Genomic DNA, 16519 nt, shown 5'->3' with positions numbered 1-16519 from the left:
CCGGTCATGTCGTCCGATCTGCCTCCGGTGCGACGACTTCCGGGCAGCGCGTGGGCGGCACGCATCCGTCCGTTCGACTCGCCGGTCCTGCGTATCCGCCACCGCGGCGGCGTGGTCTACGACCTGGCCGGGCTGCCGCAGTGGGACCTGCTGGCGAGCGCGGTCGTCGACCTGCCGCCCCCGGAGCCCGGGCTCACCGTCGACGAGGTGCGCATCGCCGACGTGCTGACCGCCAACGAGCTCCAGTTCGGCCGCGACCGGTCGGTCTACGCCCCGTCGACGCCGGCGGGCTGGGTGTGGACGCACCTGTTCGGCACGCGCCGGGTGGCGCTGGTGCCCGCCGCGGCGCACGGTGCGTTCCGCTCGATCGGTGGCGTCTCGACGCTGCCGATCGACCGGTCGCTCCGCGGAGTCCGCGTCGAGCATCCGGTGCCGGTCCCGTTCGACGTCCCGGCCCCGCTGGCCGACGACGCCTGGGCCGCCGTCGTCGAGCGGCTCGGACGCCCGCTACCGGACGCGCTGCGCCGCCTCCTCTCCGCCCGCACCGGCTCCGCGCCCACCACCCCCGGCGTCCATCCCGGCCACGGCTTCGTCGTCGACCAGCCGTTGTTCGGCGTGGGGACCACCGACCGGCACCAGGACCTGCTCTACGCCCGGCACTGGTTCCCCGACCGGTTCACCGACGACTTCCTGCCGATCGGCTACGTCCAGGGCGGCGTCCTGGCCCTCCGGCTGACCGGCACGGACGCCGGCTCGGTCTGGTACGCCGACGCCGACGACCCCCGCGACGACGAACGCCACGACGCGGCGTCGTACTGCGCGGAGCTCCTCACACCGTGCGCCGACGACCTGGACGCGTTCCGCGAACACCTGACCGCGGTACCGCCGTGGCTACTGACGATCGTCGACGCCCGCCTGGCGACCACACCCGCCCGCTGAGCCGCGGTTCTGGCACGCTGAGCGGAGTGTCGGTAACGCGTCGCCTGCAGATCGAGGACGCCTCGGAGCTGGCCGCCGTGCTGGCGGCGAATCGTCGGTTCCTCGCCCCGTGGTGGCCGAACCGTCCGGACCGCTACTTCACCGCGGAGGGCCAACGTGCCGCGGTCGCGGACGCGCTGGAACAGCAGGCGGCCGGCTCCAGCGTGCCCCTGCTCATCCAGGACCGCGAGGTGATCGTCGGCGCGATCACCGTGCAGTCGATCATCCGGGGCGCGTTCCAGTCGTGCAGCGTCGGCTACTGGCTGGCGGAGAACGCGCAGGGACGCGGCCTGGCCACGGCGGCGTTGCGTGACGCGGTCGCCGTCGCCTTCGGCGACCTGCGGCTCCACCGGATGCAGGCCGAGACGCTCGTGCGCAACGAGCGCTCCCATCGGGTGTTGCGCCGGGTCGGGTTCACTGAGTACGGCACGGCTCCGTCCTACCTGCACATCGAAGGACGCTGGCAGGAGCACCTGCTGTTCCAGCTCCTGACCCCGACCCCGGATCAGGTCGTGACCGGGTGAGAGCGGGCAGGGTGCTCGCTCATGCCGATGAGCGGACGTTCAGCCCCGGTGGGACCGCGAGTTTTCGGGTCTACGACGGCTTCCCGGCCTTACCTCGGCGCGAGATACGGCCGTCGTCAGCCCGGGAACTTGTCGTCGGCACCGGCGAGGGCCGGGAAGCATGACGCTTCCCGGCCCTCGGTGTGCTGGTGTCAGCTGCAGGGGTTGTAGTCCCAGCAGTCGTTGTAGCGCTTCTTGTGGTGGCGGCGACGGCGCGGCTTGCACTCCTCGTAGGAGTAGTCGTTGCACTCGTTGTAGTCGTAGCAGCCGCTCATGTCGTCCAGCCTCCAAGAAGAAAGTGTGTGTGTTCCTGCTGTGCCACTAGCTTCGCGGGAAAGCCGGGCACGCTCGATCGGCGGCACGACGGCGGGAACGTTCGCGTGCGAACACTCGCTCGTGCCGCAGTCAGCTTCGTGATGCGCTATCGCCGTCACCGACGCAGCCGGGCCGCCGAAGTCGGACGCATCTCCCAGGCCTGCTCGTAGAACGTCGCGAGGTGCGGCTCGTAGTCGACGTGCCGCCAGTGGCAGCCCAGCCGAGCGGCTGCGGTCGCCGCTTCGCTGACCAATCGGGCTCCGACGCCACGACGCCGATGCCCGGGACGGACCGCCGTATCGAGCAGTACGGCGTGCACCCCGCCATCCCCGATGACATCGACGAAGCCGACGAGCCAGCGGGAACGAACGCACTTAACGGCCGCGCTCAGCATCTTGTTGCGCTTTTCCTGGGTCGAAGATGGTGGCGCGGTGCCAGGCGAAGTAGTCCGCGCTGGAGGGTCTGTGGGCCGGGACTGCGCGGCCGGCCAACGCGTCCAGCTGGGTGCGTAGAGCGCCGGTAGCGCTCGCCGCTACTTGGATCGTGCCGGCGCTGTCGACGGTGAGGTAGCCGAGTTCGAAGAGCGCGTCGCAGCCCATGACGCCGGCCAGCATGGCGATGTTCGCTAGGTCCCGTCGCTCGTCGTCGGAACACACCGCGCGGCGTTTGATGTGCGCGGCGCGGAGCAGCGACGCCGGATAGCGAGATCCGCAGAGCGCGCAGTCAGCCTCGGCGGCGCCGCGGAGCAGGCTTTGTTCACCGCGGGTCAGCCCGCCCGAAGCCCGGTCCAGGACACCGGTGAACAACCCTCCGCCCGGAGGCGGTCAAGGGCAGTCGCCCGCCTGCGGGCCGTGACGCCGAGTGGTGGTCCACTTCGCCGGGACCGTGCCGCCCCCAGCCGTTGTGGCGATGTCCGCCACTTGTGTGTGCCCCCGGCAGGATTCGAACCTGCGCCCCCGCCTCCGGAGGGCGGTGCTCTATCCCCTGAGCTACGGGGGCTCAGGAACGGCTAAAGCCTAGCAGTCGTTGCGACGAGGTTGTGCATCGGGCCGGGCTCAGCGGGTGGCTGTGGTGCCGTTGCCGCAGGTGGCTCCGGGCTCGATCGACGCCTCGATGCGGTACTTCTCGAGGAAGTCGTCGATTCGCTGGTCGTCGGCGTTGTCGAGCTTGAGTTGGTAGCCCCAGGCCTGCAGGGAGATGGGCTGGTCGAGGCCGGGGAAGGGGCTCATCAGCGTGTAGTCGGTGCCCTTGACCTTCGCGGCCAAGGTGTCGATCTGGTCGGCGGGGAGGTCGGGGCGGTAGGTGATCCAGACCGCGCCGTGTTCGAGGCTGTGGACGGCGTTCGGGTTGCCGACCGGGGCCGGGTAGACGTCGCCCTGGCAGTTCTGCCACTGGGAGGCGTGGTTGCCGCCGACCGGTGGGGAGACCGGGTAGGTGACGTCGCCGGTGACGTGTTGCTGGGTGAGCATGCCGGGGTTGCTGGCGCGGTAGTCGACGACGCCGTCGATCGCGGCGGTGGCCGTGGCGGTGTCGTTCGTGCTGTTGCGGGCCAGGAAGAGGCCGCCGACGGCCAGGCCGCCGCAGAGCACCAGCACGACGACGACGCCGACGACGATGCCGGCGATCAGCTTGCCGTTGGTCCGCCGGGGTGCGGGGACGCCCGGATAGCCGTAGCTCGGGTAGCCCGGCGCGGGCGGGCCTCCGGGAACACCTGGCGCGGGATATCCCGCCGGCGGATACCCCGGCGGCGGCCCAGGAACCGGCGGGGGATACCCGGCCTGCGCCCCGGAAGCCGGATGCGCGGGATACCCCGGCTGCACCCCGGCCGCCGAGTACCCCGCCGGAGGCGGGTATCCAGGCGGCGCGTGCTGGCCCGCGACGCCCGGCGCCTGCCGGGACGCGGGCGGCCGACCCTCTGCGCCGTCGCTGCTGGCCGGTACCGAACTGACGGGACCCTCACTGTCCGCGGACCCCGAACCGCTCGAGGCCCCGCTGTTCCCAACCGACGACTCGTCCTCGGCCGCCACCGAGCCACCAGCAGCGTCGCTCCCCGCGGGCACCGGGCTCACCGCGGCTTCGCTCCCCGCGGGCGGCGAGCTCCGAGGAGCGGTCGGGTCCGAAGCGGTGGGCGGAGGCTGGGAGCCGTCCGGTGGGGTCCAGCTCATTTCGCGCCGCTCAAACGCTTCTGCTCCTGCTGCAACGCGTCGATCTCCGACTGCTGCGACTGCTTGATCTGGTTCGCCAGGTACAGCACCTGGTCGTCCTTCGCCTGCTCCAGAGCGGCGTCGGCCATGTGGATACCGCCCAGGTGGTGAGCGATCATCAGCGTGATGAACAGCTGATCGCGGGCCGTGCCGGTGAGGGTGCGCAGCTGCTGGAGCTGGGCGTCGCTGGCCATGCCCGGCATCCGCCCGTCGACGATCAGGGCTCGGCCGCCGTCCGGCATCCAGGCCATCTGGGGCTGCGTGGTGGTGGGGTTCAGGTCCCAGTTGCGCAGCCAGCCGATCATCAGCCCGATCTGCGCCTGCTGGGTGAGCGTGATGTCGATCGAGAGCTGCCGGAGGTTGGCGTCGTCGGTGACGCGGTACTCCAGCGAGGCCATCGTCACGGCCTGGGCGTGGTGGGTGAGCATGTCGCGGGTGAAGCCCGCGTCGGCGGAGTCGTCGGCCGGGCGGTGCGGTGAACCCACCCAGACGCCGATGCCGAACCCGACGGCCAGCACCAGGATGCCGGCCATCACGGCCCGGAAGATCCGCGTCTTCCGCCCGGCCCGCGGCGCCGCCCCGTCGGCGGCACCAGCGAACTCCTCGCCCGGAGCGAGGTCACCCGCAGAGGCGGGACCCCCGTCGGAGGGCTGCTCCGACGGGCCGTCTGCCTCGAGCTCGTCGAGCCGACGACGCGCGCTCGCGAACCGGTTCCCCTGAGCCACAGCGCTCCGATTCAGCTACCGGTGTTCTGGTTCATGTCGGCGTCGCCGTTCTCCTGCGGCGTGTCACCGGTCACGGTGACGCCGTTGGAGCAGACGGCGCCGGACTCGACGCTCGCGTTCAGCCGGTACTGGGTGATGAACTCGTCGATCCGCTTGTCGCTCGCGTTGTCGACCTTGAGCTGGAAGCCCCAGGCCTGCAGGGAGATCGGCTTGTCGAGCCCGGGGTACGGGCTCATCAGCATGTAGTCCTTGCCCTTGACCTTCTTGGCCAGCTCGTCGATCTGCGCCTGCGGCAGGTCGGGGTTGTACGTCACCCACACCGCGCCGTGCTCGAGGCTGTGCACCGCGTGCTCGCTCGGGATCTGCTTGGCGTAGACGTCGCCCTGGCAGTTCTCCCACGAGCCGTTGTGGTTGCCGCCGACCGGCGGGCTGGTCTGGTACTTCACCTTGCCGGTCACGTGGTTCTGGGTGAGCCACTTGACGTCCTTGGCGCGGTAGTTCTCCACACCCTCGATCTGCTGCGAGCGGCGCTCGCCGAACGGCTTGCTGGCGTCCCACGAGTACCACACGCCGTAGCCGATGATGCTCAGCGCGACGATGCCGACGATGCCGCCCAGGACGATGTTCCCCCAGGGCAGCCCGGTGCTCTTGACCTTCACCGGCTGCCGGCCGCGGCCGCCGCCCTTGCCGGCCGGACCCTTGCCAGGGCCCTTGCCGCCCGGCCCCTTACCGCCGCCGGACCCACCCCGCCCCGGCGCGGCCTTGGACCCGGCCTTGGCCCCGGCTTTGGTTCCGGCCTTCGCCGTCCGCGCCGCCCCGGTCGCCTTCGAAGCCCCGGCGCTCGAAGCACTCGCCTTGGCGGGCGTCGCCTTCGCGGGCGTCGAGGCACTCGTTTCATCGGTCGACGATTCAGCGGCCACCTCGTCGATGGCGTCGTCGTCGGCAGCGGTGGCCGTGGGCTCGGTCTTCGGTGCGGGCGACTTACCGGAGTTGCCGCGCTGCGGCCGCTTGCCGGAACCGGACCTGCGCTGCGTGCTGTTGGACGGCATGGGACCTTTCATGACTTCCGTGCGCGGGCTCGCTCTACCAACGAAGCCTCAGGGAGGATGCTCACCGAAACTCGACCGATCAACGATCATCGGCCACGCCTCGTTCCGCGCGCTCGACCCCTCGGGCCACGCGTGCGCTCGCCCCCACGGTAGCGGGCGGGGCTGTCCTACGACGCTCGATAGCATGACGTAGTGACTCCCGATGCCCTTTCAGCCGCGATCCTCACCGCGGTACGCGCGGTCTTCGCCGAGCGCGGACTCGATTCCGCGGTCCTGCCCGACACGGTGGCGGTGGAGCGACCGCGAAACCCGGAGCACGGCGACTACGCCACGAACATCGCGCTGCAGGTGGCGAAGCGTGCCGGCGCCGCACCGCGCGACCTGGCGGGGTGGTTGGCCGAGGCGCTCGAGAGCACGAACGGCATCAAGTCCACCGACGTCGCCGGCCCCGGTTTCCTCAACATCACGCTCGACGCCGCGGCGCAGGGCGAGCTGGCCCGCACGATCGTGACCGCCGGCCAGAGCTACGGCCGCACGAACACGCTCGAGAAGACACGCATCAACCTCGAATTCGTCTCGGCGAACCCCACCGGACCGGTGCATATCGGCGGGGTCCGCTGGGCCGCGGTCGGTGACTCGCTGGCCCGGCTGCTCGAGGCGTCCGGCGCCGAGGTCACCCGCGAGTACTACTTCAACGACCACGGCGCGCAGATCGACCGGTTCGCCCGGTCGCTCCTCGCGGCCGCCCGCAACGAGCCGACGCCCGAGGACGGGTACGGCGGCGACTACATCGCGGAGATCGCGGCCGAGGTGCTGCAGATCAACCCGAACGCGCTGTCCGACGCGAATCCCCAGGAAGTGTTCCGGGAGACCGGCGTCGCCCTCATGTTCGACGAGGTGAAGCGCAGCCTGCACGACTTCGGCGTCGACTTCGACGTGTACTTCCACGAGAACTCACTGTTCGAGTCCGGTGCCGTCGACCGGGCCGTGGCCACGCTGCGTGAACATGGTCACATCTACGAGAAGGACGGCGCGGTCTGGCTGCGTACCACCGACTTCGGTGACGACAAGGACCGTCCGATCATCAAGAGCAACGGCGAGGCGGCGTACATCGCCGGCGACGCCGCGTACTACCTCGACAAGCGCGCTCGCGGCTTCGAGGTGTGCATCTACATGCTCGGCGCCGACCACGCGGGGTACGTCCAGCGGCTCCGGGCGCTCGCGGCCTGCGCCGGCGACGACCCGGACCACAACATCCAGGTGCTGATCGGGCAGCTGGTCAACCTGGTCAAGGACGGGCAGCCGGTCCGGATGTCCAAGCGCGCGGGCACGGTCGTGACGATGGCCGAGCTGGTCGACGCGATCGGCGTCGACGCGTCGCGGTACGTCCTGGCGCGCTCCAGCGTCAATCAGACGATCGACATCGACCTGAACCTCTGGGCCCGGCGCACCAACGACAACCCGGTGTTCTACGTGCAGTACGTCGCCGCCCGGACGGCCGCGGTCGTCAGAAATGCGAAAGACGTCGGCATCGTGCTCGACGACAATGCGTTCAAGCCCGAGCTGCTCACCCACGAGCGCGAATCCGCGTTGCTCGGCGCTCTGGGGGAGTTCCCGCGCGTCGTCGCCGGGGCCGCCGAGCTGCGCGAGCCGCATCGGGTCGCGCACTACCTGGAGTCTCTCGCGGCCACCTATCACCGCTGGTACGACGAGTGCCGGGTGATCCCGAAGGGAGACGAGGAGATCACCGACCTCAACCGCACCCGGCTTTGGCTCAACGTGGCCACCCGCACGGTCGTCGCCAACGGTCTCGGCCTGCTCGGTGTCACCGCCCCGGAGCGGATGTGAGAGCGCATCCGGCCGGGCCCCGGCACGCCGAGGTGCTGCCCGCCGCGCACCTGGGCGGCCCGGCCACCGACCTCAACGAGCTCGACCCGACGATCTGGCCGCGCTCGGCCACCCGCGAGAACGGCGTCCTGCACCTCGGTGGCATCGACGTCCGCGACCTCGCGGCCGAGCACGGCACCCCGGCGATCGTGCTCGACGAGGGTGACTTCCGCGCCCGCGCCCGCGGGTACGCGGAGGCGTTCGCCGGCGGGGACGTGTTCTACGCCGGCAAGGCGTTCCTCAGCCGCGGGGTGGCCCGCTGGGTCGACGAGGAGGGCCTCCACCTGGACGTCTGCACCGGGGGAGAGCTCACCGTCGCGCTGAAGGCCGGTTTCCCGCCGGAGAAGATCGCGCTGCACGGCAACAACAAGTCGCGCGCGGAGCTGAAGCGGGCGGTCGACGAGAACGTCGGGCGGGTCGTGCTCGACTCCTACGTCGAGATCGTCCGGCTCGCCGCCGAGGCCCAGCGGGCGGGGAAGACGGTCAAGGTCCTCATCCGCGTCACGGTCGGCGTCGAGGCCCACACGCACGAGTACATCGCCACCGCCCACGAGGACCAGAAGTTCGGGTTCTCGCTGTCCGGCGGGGAGGCCGCCGAGGCGGTGGCGCGTGTCCTGCGTCAGCCCGGCCTGGAGCTGGTCGGGCTGCACAGCCACATCGGCTCGCAGATCTTCGACACGTCCGGCTTCGAGGTGTCCGCGCACCGGCTCGTCGGGCTGCTCCGGCAGATCCGCGACGAGCACGGCGTCGAGCTGCCCGAGCTGGACCTCGGTGGCGGCCTCGGCATCGCCTACGTGGGCGGCGACACCCCGCTCGACGTCGGCGCGGTCGCGAAGGAGCTGCGTCGCATCGTCGAGACCGAGTGCACGAACGCCGGTCTCCCGGTGCCGCGGCTGGCGGTGGAGCCCGGCCGCGCGATCGTCGGCCCGACCGGCGTCACGCTCTACGAGGTGGGCACGGTCAAGCCGGTCGAGACCGGCAGCGGCACCCGCACCTACGTGAGCGTCGACGGCGGGATGAGCGACAACCTGCGCACGGCGCTCTACGACGCCGAGTACACGTGCGTGCTGGCCTCGCGCGCCAGCGACGCGCCGCCGATGCTGGCCCGCGTCGTCGGGCGGCACTGCGAGAGCGGCGACGTCGTCGTGAAGGACGTCTGGCTACCCTCCGACACGGTGCCCGGTGATCTGCTGGCCGTCGCCGCCACCGGCGCGTACTGCCGGAGCATGGCGAGTAACTACAACCACACACCGCGCCCGCCCGTGGTCGCGGTGGCGGACCGGACCTCGACGGTCCTGGTCCGCCGGGAGACGGAGGACGACCTCATGCGGCTGGACGTCGGATGAGCAAGGAGCCGGCCAAGCGCCCGTTGAAGGTCGCGATTCTCGGCTGCGGCACGGTCGGCCGTGAGGTCGTCCGTCTACTGCTGACCCAGTCGGACGATCTGCGTGCCCGCATCGGCGCGCCGCTGGAGATCGCCGGCATCGCCGTGCGCCGCAGTGGCCGCGATCGCGGTGACCTGGGCATCGACCCCGCGCTGTTCACCACCGACGCCCACGGGCTGGCGGTGCGCGAGGACGTCGACCTGGTCGTCGAGGTCGTCGGCGGCATCGAGCCGGCGCGCAGCTGGCTGGTCGACGCGTTGAAGGCCGGGAAGTCGGTGGTGAGCGCGAACAAGGCGCTGCTGGCCGAGGACGGCGCGACGCTCCAGGAAGCCGCCGCGGTCGGGGGAGCCGACCTCTACTACGAGGCCGCGGTCGCCGCCGCGATCCCGATCATCCGCCCGCTGCGCGAGTCGCTGCACGGCGACCGCATCACCCGCGTGACCGGCATCGTCAACGGCACGACGAACTACATCCTCTCCCAGATGGACGCCACCGGCGCCGGCTTCAACGAGGCGCTCGACGAGGCCACCGAGCTGGGCTACGCCGAGGCCGACCCGACCGCGGACGTGGAGGGGTTCGACGCCGGGGCGAAGGCCGCGATCCTGGCGTCGCTGGCCTTCCACACCCGGGTCACCGCGGCCGACGTGTACCGCGAGGGCATCACCGAGGTCACGGCCGCCGACGTGGCCAGCGCCAAGGCGATGGGCTCGACGGTGAAGCTGCTCTGCATCGCCGAGCGGCACGTCGACGCGGACGGCGGGGAGTCGGTGAGCGTCCGGGTGCACCCGGCGATGCTGCCCCGCACCCACCCGCTCTCGTCGGTCGGCGACGCGTTCAACGCGGTGTTCGTCGAGGCCGACGCCGCTGGTCAGCTCATGTTCTACGGGCGGGGTGCCGGTGGCGCGCCGACCGCCAGCGCCGTGGTGGGCGACCTGGTCGCGGTGGCCCGCAACCGGCTGGCCGGCGCCCGCACCACCGCCGAGTCGCCCTATGCCGACCTGCGTATCCGCACGGTCGCCGAGGCGCTGACCCGGTACCACATCTCGCTCGACGTCGCGGACAAGGCGGGTGTGCTCTCCGAGGTGGCGGCCGCGTTCGCCGGCCACGACGTGAGCATCTCCACGGTCCGGCAGGAGGGGCGTGGCGACGACGCGACGCTCGTGATCGTGACGCACACCGCCACCGACGCCGCGCTCGCGGCCACCGTGGACGCGCTGCGTGACCTGCCGATCGTCCGGAACGTCGTCAGCGTCATGCGGGTCGAAGGGGGAGAGTTCAAGTGATTCCGGCCGGAACCACCAGGAGCGGGTCGAGACCGGCCTGGCGCGGCATCATCGAGGAGTACCGGGAGTTCCTGCCGGTCTCCGACGACACACCGGTGATCACGCTGCGTGAAGGTGGGACGCCGCTCTTCCCGGCCCCGGTCCTCTCCGACCGCACCGGGTGCGAGGTCTTCCTCAAGATCGAGGGCGCGAACCCGACCGGTTCGTTCAAGGACCGCGGCATGACGATGGCGATCACCAAGGCCGTCGAAGAGGGCGCCAAAGCGGTGATCTGCGCGTCCACCGGCAACACGTCGGCGTCGGCGGCGGCCTACGCGGCGCGCGCCGGCCTGGTCTGCGCGGTGCTCGTGCCGCAGGGCAAGATCGCGCTCGGCAAGATGGCGCAGGCGCTGGTCTACGGCGCGAAGCTGCTGCAGGTCGACGGCAACTTCGACGACTGCCTGCAGCTGGCGTCCAAGCTCGCGCTGGAGTACCCGGTCAGCCTGGTCAACTCCACCAACGAGTTCCGGCTCGAGGGGCAGAAGACCGCGTCGTTCGAGATCGTCGACGCGCTCGGTGACGCCCCCGACGCGCACTTCCTGCCGGTCGGCAACGCCGGCAACATCACCGCCTACTGGCGCGGGTACGTGCAGGCGCACGCGCACGGCTGGGCGTCGAAGCGGCCGGTCATGCGCGGCTTCCAGGCCGCCGGGGCGGCGCCGCTGGTGTCCGGAGAGGTCGTGCGCGAGCCGTCGACGATCGCGACCGCGATCCGGATCGGCAACCCGGCGTCCTGGACGAAGGCCGTCGCGGCACGGGACGAGTCCGGCGGCAACATCGAGGCCGTCACCGACCGTCAGATCCTGGCGGCGTACCGGCTGCTCGCGCGCTCCGAGGCGGTGTTCGTCGAGCCCGCGTCCGCGGCGTCGGTGGCCGGCCTGCTCGCCGCGTCCGAGGCGGGCACGTTGGAGCGCGGCCAGCGGGTCGTCTGCACGGTCACCGGCAACGGGCTGAAGGACCCCGACTGGGCCATCTCGGGTGCTCCGGCGCCCCGCACCGTCCCGGTCGACGCCGCCGTCGCGGCCGCCGAGCTGGGCCTCGCGTGACGTTCGTTTCGTCGCCGGTGGTCGTTCGGCCGCCGGCTACGACGGCGAACATCGGGCCGGGTTACGACGCACTCGGAGCGGCGCTGAGCTGGCACGACGAGATCGAGCTGGCGGTCGTCGGGAGCGGGCTCACCGTCGAGCTGGCCGGCGAGGGCGTGGAAGACCTGCCGCGCGACGAGCAGCACCTCCTGGTGCGCGCGGCGCGGGCCGCGTTCGACCGGCTCGGCGGCCAGCCGCCGGGTCTGCGACTACGGTGCGTGAACCGGATCCCGCAGGCGCGGGGGATGGGCTCGTCGTCGGCCGCGGTGGTCGGCGGCATCGTGGCGGCACGCGGTCTGGTCGAGAACGGCACCGAGCTCCTGGACGACGCGGCCGCGCTCGCACTGGCGGCCGAGATCGAGGGCCATCCCGACAACGTCGCACCCTGCCTGCTGGGCGGCGTCACGATCGCGTGGACGGACGAGGAGACCGGCCGCGCGCACGCGACCCGGATGGAACCGGCGGCCGGCGTGCGCCCGGTGATCTGCGTCCCGACGACGCGTGGGTACACCGCGGCGAGCCGTGGCCTGCTCCCGGCCGAGGTGCCGCACGCGGCGGCCGCCGCGAACGCGGGCCGGGCCGCGCTGCTGGTCAGGGCGTTGACCGCGGCTCCGGAGCTGCTGCTGCCGGCCACCCGCGACTGGCTGCACCAGGACTACCGCCGTCCGTCCATGCCGGTGAGCCTCGAGTTGGTCGACGCGTTGCGTGCCGAGGGCATCCCGGCCGTCGTCAGCGGCGCCGGCCCGACCGTGCTGGCGTTCGCGCCGACCCCCTCCACCAACGACGTGGAGGCGATTGCGATGAAGACTGCCGGTCCGGGTACCTTTGCGGTGACCGCGGTGGACGTTTCGACGGCCGGCGCGGTGGCTATCCGAGGACAGGGCCGTGACCAGTAGTGATGTGGGTGTGACTTAGCCCGCAGAAGTTTCCCGACGCCGCCCAGGCGCCGATGGGAACACGCCGGTGGCGGGATGTGTTGCTGCGAGTGGACTTGGACGTCTACGCTGCTAGGCAGCACAGCCGCCCTCGGGCGCGCGATCACGCCGGGCCGAGTGTCTTCTTCAGAGCTCCCGCCGGCAACTCCAACCGAAGCAGCGGGAGCGGCACCAGTCCGCAACCGGCGCTGAGGTCGAGCCAGAGAGCGCTCCACCACGGCACCCTCAGAGGTGGTCAGGCGCGGTTGTCCCCGGAACCATCCGTCTGCTGGCGGGTGGTCTCAAGACCGGTCGTGAGACCGGTGCTCCATACCCGGCCGTACGGCTAATCCAGCCGTCGCCCGTCGCAGGGAAGGACCCCCATTGAGCGACACCACAGATATCGCCCCTCAGTCGCAGGACGCTTCTGCGGCGGCGGGCACCCTGGACCCGGCGCCGACAGCCGCTGCCGACGCCCCGGCGGCCAAGCCTCGTCGTCGGGCGGGGGGTTTGTCGGGAAAGTTGCTCCCCGAGCTGCAGCGGATGGCTGCTGAACTCGGCATTCCGGGCACTGCCCGCATGCGTAAGAGCGAGCTCGTCGCGCTGATCGAAGCCCGGCAGACCGGGGCGCCCGCCGCCGAGGTCGCCGCCCCCAAGGCCAAGGCCGAGAAGCCCGCTTCGGTTCGCAAGACGGTGCCCGCGCCCCGGGCCGCCGCCGCCGACGTGCCCGCCGAATCCCAGCCGGCGCTGCCGGTGGAGGCGGAGCCCGCGGTGGCCGCCGCCGCTCCCACCCGCCGTCGCCGGGCCGCGACGCGCGCCGCCGGTGCGCCCGCCAACGAGGCGCCCGCCGCGTCGGCCGCCCCGGTCGTCACCGCGGAGCCGCAGGCGTCCGCCCCGGTGCAGGCGTCCGCTCCGGCCGTCCCGGTCGACACCGCACCGCCGGCCCCCGTCGAGCGCCAGGCCCCCGCCGAGCGTCAGGCCCCCGCCGAGGCGCCGGCCGGCGAGGACACCAACGGCCAGCGCGGCCGCCGCGACCGCGGCGACCGTTCCGAGCGGGGCGACCGTTCCGAGCGGGGCGACCGGTCCGACCGTGGTGAGCGTTCCGAGCGGGCCGACCGTGACGAGAACCAGCGCGGTGACCGTGACGACAACCAGCGCGCGGACCGCGACGAGAACCAGGGCGGAGAGCGTCGCGAGCGCTCCCGCGGCGACCGTCGTCCGGCCGCCGACGGCGACCGCCAGGGTGGCCGCGGTGGCGACGACAGCGGCGAGCGTTCCGACCGCGGTGAGCGCAACCAGCGCAACCGCGACCGCAACCAGAACGACCGCAACCAGAACTCGAACGACCGCGGCCAGAACGACCGGAACCAGAACGACCGGAACGACCGCAACCAGAACGACCGCAACCAGAACGCCGACCAGGACGGCGACGACGACGGCGAGGGCGGCGGCCGGCGTCGGCGCGGACGCTTCCGCGAGCGCAACCGTCGCGGTGGCAGCGGCCGCACCGAGCGCAACGAGCGCTTCGGCGGCAGCGAAGAGCAGCAGCCGCAGGTGGCCGACGACGACGTCCTGATCCCGGTCGCCGGCATCGTCGACATCCTCGACAACTACGCGTTCGTCCGCACGTCGGGGTACCTGACCGGCCCGAACGACGTCTATGTCTCGATGTCGCAGGTGCGCAAGAACGGCCTGCGCCGCGGTGACGCGGTCACCGGTGCCGTCCGGCAGCCCCGCGAGGGCGAGCGCCGCGACAAGTACAACGCGCTGGTGCGGCTCGACACCGTCAACGGTGTCCCGCCGGAGGAGGCGCGGCGTCGTCCGGAGTTCCACAAGCTGACGCCGCTCTACCCGCAGGAGCGTCTGCGCCTGGAGACCGAGCCGAACATCATGACCACCCGGGTCATCGACCTGGTCATGCCGATCGGAAAGGGCCAGCGCGCGCTGATCGTCTCGCCGCCGAAGGCCGGTAAGACCTCGGTGCTGCAGGCCATCGCGAACGCGATCGCGAAGAACAACCCCGAGTGCTACCTGATGGTCGTGCTCGTGGACGAGCGGCCCGAAGAGGTCACCGACATGCAGCGGTCGGTGAAGGGCGAGGTCATCGCCTCGACGTTCGACCGCCCGCCGTCCGACCACACCACGGTCGCCGAGCTCTCCATCGAGCGGGCGAAGCGCCTGGTGGAGCTGGGTCACGACGTGGTCGTGCTGCTCGACTCGATCACCCGTCTGGGCCGTGCCTACAACCTGGCGGCCCCGGCGTCGGGCCGGATCCTGTCCGGTGGTGTCGACTCGACGGCGCTCTACCCGCCGAAGCGGTTCCTCGGCGCGGCGCGCAACATCGAGAACGGCGGTTCGCTGACGATTCTCGCCACCGCGCTGGTGGAGACCGGTTCCACCATGGACACGGTCATCTTCGAGGAGTTCAAGGGCACGGGTAACGCCGAGCTCAAGCTCGACCGCAAGATCGCCGACAAGCGGGTCTTCCCCGCGGTCGACGTGGACGCGTCCGGCACCCGCAAGGAGGAGATCCTGCTGGCGCCGGAGGAGATGGTCATCGTGCACAAGCTGCGCCGGGTGCTGCACGCGCTCGAGCCGCAGCAGGCGATCGAGATGCTGCTCGACCGGCTGCGCAAGAGCTCGACCAACATCGAGTTCCTGATGCAGGTGCAGAAGACGACGGTCTCGAACGACTGACGCACCACCGAAACGCCGCAAGCCGACCTCACCCGGGGTCGGCTTGCGGCGTTTTTGTCCGTTATGGGTAGGCTCTCGTCATGGGGCGGTGGGTGGTTCTGGCGCTGGTCTGTGCCCTGCTCGCGGCGTGCGGAACGGGCACGGTGCCGTCCCGGGAGAGCGCGATGCCGACGGGTGACCTGGCCGGCTGGCGTCGGGTGCTCAGCGACGACTTCGCCGGTACGCGCCTGAGCGACCGCTGGCTGGCCTACGACGGCCAGCCCTCGGGTGACCCGGCCGGGTGGTTCGACCCCGCCAACGTGACGGTCGCCGGCGGCGTGCTCACGATCCGCGGCGCGTACCAGAAGGCGCGCAAGCGCTGGGCCACCGGTGGCATCTCCACCCGGCGCAGCCTCAAGCAGACCTACGGCAAGTACGAGGTGCGGTTCCGGGCCGACCGGGGGCGCGGGATCGCCTACGCGTTCCTGCTCTGGCCGGTCGACGACAGTTGGCCGCCGGAGATCGACTTCGCCGAGGACAACGGCGCCGGCCGGGACCGGTTGTTCAGCACCGTGCACGCGATCGGCGGCTCGCAGATCGAGAATTCCACCGCGGCGGACTTCACCCAGTGGCACGTCGTCGGCGTCGAGTGGACGCCGGGGCGGATCGCGTACACGTTGGACGGGAAGGTCTGGGCGACGATCCACGACGACCGGGTGCCCGACCAGCCGATGGCGCTCGCGCTGCAGAGCCAGGCCTGGTACTGCGGTCACACCTGGCAGCGCTGCCCGGACGCCAGCACGCCGGCCACCGTGAATCTCCAGGTCGACTGGGTGGTGGCGTACGCGCGACGCGCGCCCTGACTGGGTAACCTCCCCTCCAGCGAAGGGGGGAGTGGTGGAGAACCGCGAGCGGATCTGTGATTGCGGTCATAACGAGGACGCCCATCGCCACTACCGGCGGGGCAGCGACTGCGCGTTGTGCGGCTGCCGTCGCTACCGGGGTCGGGGAGGCTTCTGGAGCCGGTTACGGAGTCGGCGCACCGATCGGGAATGACCGCCTGGTCCGGGCGCGTTTCTCGGGATGGCAATTCGTCTGACACACTGGACCTCATCGGTTCCGGTTCACGCTGCGCTCCGCCTGGAGGCCGGCGACCCGGCGACCACGAGAGAAGAGGAACCATGAAGCCCGATATCCACCCGCAGTATGTCGAGACGCAGGTCGTCTGCTCGTGCGGGAGCACGTTCACCACGCGCAGCACCGCCACCGGCGGCACGATCAACGCCGACGTGTGCTCGCAGTGCCACCCGTTCTACACGGGTAAGCAGAAGATCCTCGACACCGGTGGCCGCGTGGCTCGGTTCGAGCGTCGCTTCGGCAAGCGCCAGGCCGCCAAGTAGCGACCTGAAAGCGCCC

16 protein-coding genes and 1 tRNA gene are annotated in these 16519 nt (G+C 71.3%); 10 read left to right on the top strand and 7 right to left on the bottom strand.

All coding sequences use genetic code 11. The features are described 5' to 3' along the window. Window positions 1–6 precede the first annotated feature (6 nt). Both ABD437_RS40690 and ABD437_RS40685 read left to right on the top strand, forming a co-directional pair. Window positions 7–939, top strand: coding sequence for an HNH endonuclease (locus ABD437_RS40690; RefSeq protein WP_344654336.1), 933 nt, complete (start codon window positions 7–9; stop codon window positions 937–939). Between the two features lie 26 nt (window positions 940–965). Then, entirely contained in the window at window positions 966–1502 is a 537-nt protein-coding gene (locus ABD437_RS40685; RefSeq protein WP_344654335.1) for a GNAT family N-acetyltransferase, read from the top strand. A gap of 191 nt (window positions 1503–1693) precedes the next feature. Here the strand turns inward: ABD437_RS40685 and ABD437_RS40680 are convergent, their stop codons facing one another. The 7 genes from ABD437_RS40680 to ABD437_RS40650 all read right to left on the bottom strand — a co-directional run bounded on the left by ABD437_RS40680 (window position 1694) and on the right by ABD437_RS40650 (window position 5834). Further along, complete coding sequence (locus tag ABD437_RS40680) at window positions 1694–1816, bottom strand: hypothetical protein (protein ID WP_344648934.1); 123 nt, start codon at window positions 1814–1816, stop codon at window positions 1694–1696. A 155-nt stretch (window positions 1817–1971) separates the two neighbouring features. Next, window positions 1972–2250, bottom strand: a complete 279-nt coding sequence (locus ABD437_RS40675) for a GNAT family N-acetyltransferase (protein ID WP_344654334.1) — start codon at window positions 2248–2250, stop codon at window positions 1972–1974. Then, window positions 2231–2662: an HNH endonuclease family protein gene (locus tag ABD437_RS40670; protein ID WP_344654333.1), complete on the bottom strand. Its 432-nt coding sequence runs from the start codon at window positions 2660–2662 to the stop codon at window positions 2231–2233. The genes ABD437_RS40675 and ABD437_RS40670 overlap by 20 nt, the downstream gene beginning before the upstream one ends. 121 nt (window positions 2663–2783) lie before the next feature. Continuing rightward, window positions 2784–2855: transfer RNA gene (locus tag ABD437_RS40665), tRNA-Arg, on the bottom strand. 56 nt (window positions 2856–2911) lie between these two features. After that, a complete protein-coding gene (locus tag ABD437_RS40660) occupies window positions 2912–3676 on the bottom strand; it encodes a thioredoxin-like domain-containing protein (protein ID WP_344654332.1) in 765 nt (254 codons plus the stop codon). Window positions 3677–4017: 341 nt separating this feature from the next. Then, window positions 4018–4785, bottom strand: a complete 768-nt coding sequence (locus tag ABD437_RS40655; RefSeq protein ID WP_344654331.1) for a DUF305 domain-containing protein — start codon at window positions 4783–4785, stop codon at window positions 4018–4020. 11 nt (window positions 4786–4796) lie between these two features. Beyond that, entirely contained in the window at window positions 4797–5834 is a 1038-nt protein-coding gene (locus tag ABD437_RS40650) for a thioredoxin-like domain-containing protein (protein WP_344654330.1), read from the bottom strand. 192 nt (window positions 5835–6026) lie between these two features. Here ABD437_RS40650 and argS point away from each other — a divergent pair, with 192 nt between their 5' ends. The 8 genes from argS (at window position 6027) to rpmE (ending at window position 16503) form a co-directional block, all read left to right on the top strand. Further along, complete coding sequence (gene argS / locus ABD437_RS40645; RefSeq protein ID WP_344654329.1) at window positions 6027–7682, top strand: arginine--tRNA ligase; 1656 nt, start codon at window positions 6027–6029, stop codon at window positions 7680–7682. Next, on the top strand, window positions 7679–9067 hold the full coding sequence (gene lysA, locus ABD437_RS40640) for a diaminopimelate decarboxylase (protein WP_344654328.1): 1389 nt from the start codon (window positions 7679–7681) through the stop codon (window positions 9065–9067). Before argS ends, lysA begins: the two co-directional genes overlap by 4 nt. A gap of 23 nt (window positions 9068–9090) precedes the next feature. Continuing rightward, window positions 9091–10389 (top strand): homoserine dehydrogenase, encoded by a 1299-nt coding sequence (locus tag ABD437_RS40635; RefSeq protein WP_344654727.1) that lies wholly within the window; start codon window positions 9091–9093, stop codon window positions 10387–10389. Beyond that, window positions 10389–11474, top strand: coding sequence for a threonine synthase (gene thrC / locus ABD437_RS40630; protein WP_344654726.1), 1086 nt, complete (start codon window positions 10389–10391; stop codon window positions 11472–11474). The genes ABD437_RS40635 and thrC overlap by 1 nt, the downstream gene beginning before the upstream one ends. Beyond that, the gene (thrB, locus tag ABD437_RS40625; protein ID WP_344654327.1) at window positions 11471–12409 is read left to right on the top strand and encodes a homoserine kinase; all 939 of its coding nucleotides are present in this window, start codon (window positions 11471–11473) and stop codon (window positions 12407–12409) included. Before thrC ends, thrB begins: the two co-directional genes overlap by 4 nt. Window positions 12410–12811: 402 nt before the next feature. Then, window positions 12812–15124 carry a transcription termination factor Rho gene (gene rho / locus ABD437_RS40620; protein WP_425558365.1) on the top strand — a complete coding sequence of 771 codons (2313 nt, stop codon included), beginning with the start codon at window positions 12812–12814 and terminating at the stop codon, window positions 15122–15124. 80 nt (window positions 15125–15204) lie between these two features. Beyond that, entirely contained in the window at window positions 15205–15966 is a 762-nt protein-coding gene (locus ABD437_RS40615) for a glycoside hydrolase family 16 protein (RefSeq protein WP_344654326.1), read from the top strand. A gap of 318 nt (window positions 15967–16284) precedes the next feature. Continuing rightward, window positions 16285–16503 (top strand): 50S ribosomal protein L31, encoded by a 219-nt coding sequence (rpmE, locus tag ABD437_RS40610; RefSeq protein ID WP_344654325.1) that lies wholly within the window; start codon window positions 16285–16287, stop codon window positions 16501–16503. The last annotated feature ends 16 nt before the right edge of the window (window positions 16504–16519 follow it).

The sequence above is a fragment of the Cryptosporangium japonicum genome, assembly GCF_039524755.1.
In the GTDB taxonomy this organism is placed as follows: domain Bacteria; phylum Actinomycetota; class Actinomycetes; order Mycobacteriales; family Cryptosporangiaceae; genus Cryptosporangium; species Cryptosporangium japonicum.
This window is presented reverse-complemented; position numbering and strand designations above follow the sequence as displayed.